The sequence below is a fragment of the Polynucleobacter sp. 35-46-11 genome, from assembly GCF_002281105.1.
In genome coordinates, this window is record NZ_NCFJ01000745.1 from 1 (window position 1) to 1,035 (window position 1,035).

Here is a 1,035-nt window from a genome sequence, read left to right on the forward strand (position 1 = left end):
TATCGATTAAGGCACAGCAATATAACGACCCAAATTTTACTGATCGTCTGTATGGCTTGGTGGTGAGCATTCCTATTTGGGACTTCAAGGGTGGTCAGATTGCGGAAGCAGAAGCCAATGCATCTAAGGCTAAGAATCAACTGAATGCCCAAAGCCAAAGCCTTGATCAGCAATTGGAGACGGCATATAAGCTCTACCAGATGACCAGTTATCAGGTAAAAATTCTTGATCAAGATGTCGTTCAGCTAGCATCGAGTGCGCGGCGGATTGCTGAGGTTTCTTATCGTTACGGTGAGCGCGGCATGCTCGAGTATTTGGATGCACAAAGAACATTTAGAGTAGCTCGTAATGATTTGATCAAGGCCCGCTTTGATTTGGCCTCAGTTGTTACCGAGATTCAGCGTTTAAGAGCAACCCCAGAGTGGATTGCAAAAATTGAGAGTGGAAAGCAATGAAGCAAGAGTTCACGGAAATCATAGCTAAGTCAAAGGAGTTCTACTCCCGCTATATGGCAATTGCAAAAGTCTATGCAAAGGAATGGCTTGCTGTTGTCATTAAAGCCCAAAATGATTTATATCTATTAACCCATGAGTGGTTTAGTACTCACTTGCCTCGTGTGGCTCAGCGGTACGATAAAGCCCCTCCCTGGACGCAAAAAGGACTCTATTACTTTCCTTGGTTTTGTCTATTTCTGATTATCCTAAATTACTTCAATGTGTTTGATCGCAGTCCGACCGTCAAGTCTGTTCAAGATCCCAATGTAGTGATCGTGAATGAAGATCTACATAATATGATTACTGAGGGAGAGGTTTACACCGGTTCGTTTGTTGAAGAGTTACGCGCTTCTGGTCGAGTGGATTTTAATGAGATGTTTTTATCCCGTATCGGTGCGAATGTGACAGGCCGAGTATCGGAGATACTAGCTATTCCAGGTCAAAAGGTGAAGCAGGGCGATATTTTGGCCAAAATCACCTCTACTGAATTAACGCAATCCCAACTATCTTTTCTGAAAGCAAAGAGCGCAAGTCAATTAGT

Annotated in this window: 2 protein-coding genes; both read left to right on the plus strand. The window is 43.4% G+C overall.

Annotated elements, in window-relative coordinates:
- Positions 1 to 455: TolC family protein (locus B7Y67_RS19265; RefSeq protein WP_293600012.1), on the plus strand; the 455-nt coding region annotated here is incomplete at its 5' end.
- Positions 452 to 1,035 (plus strand): efflux RND transporter periplasmic adaptor subunit (locus B7Y67_RS19270; protein WP_293600013.1); only part of this gene is annotated, 584 nt, incomplete at its 3' end. The genes B7Y67_RS19265 and B7Y67_RS19270, both read left to right, overlap by 4 nt.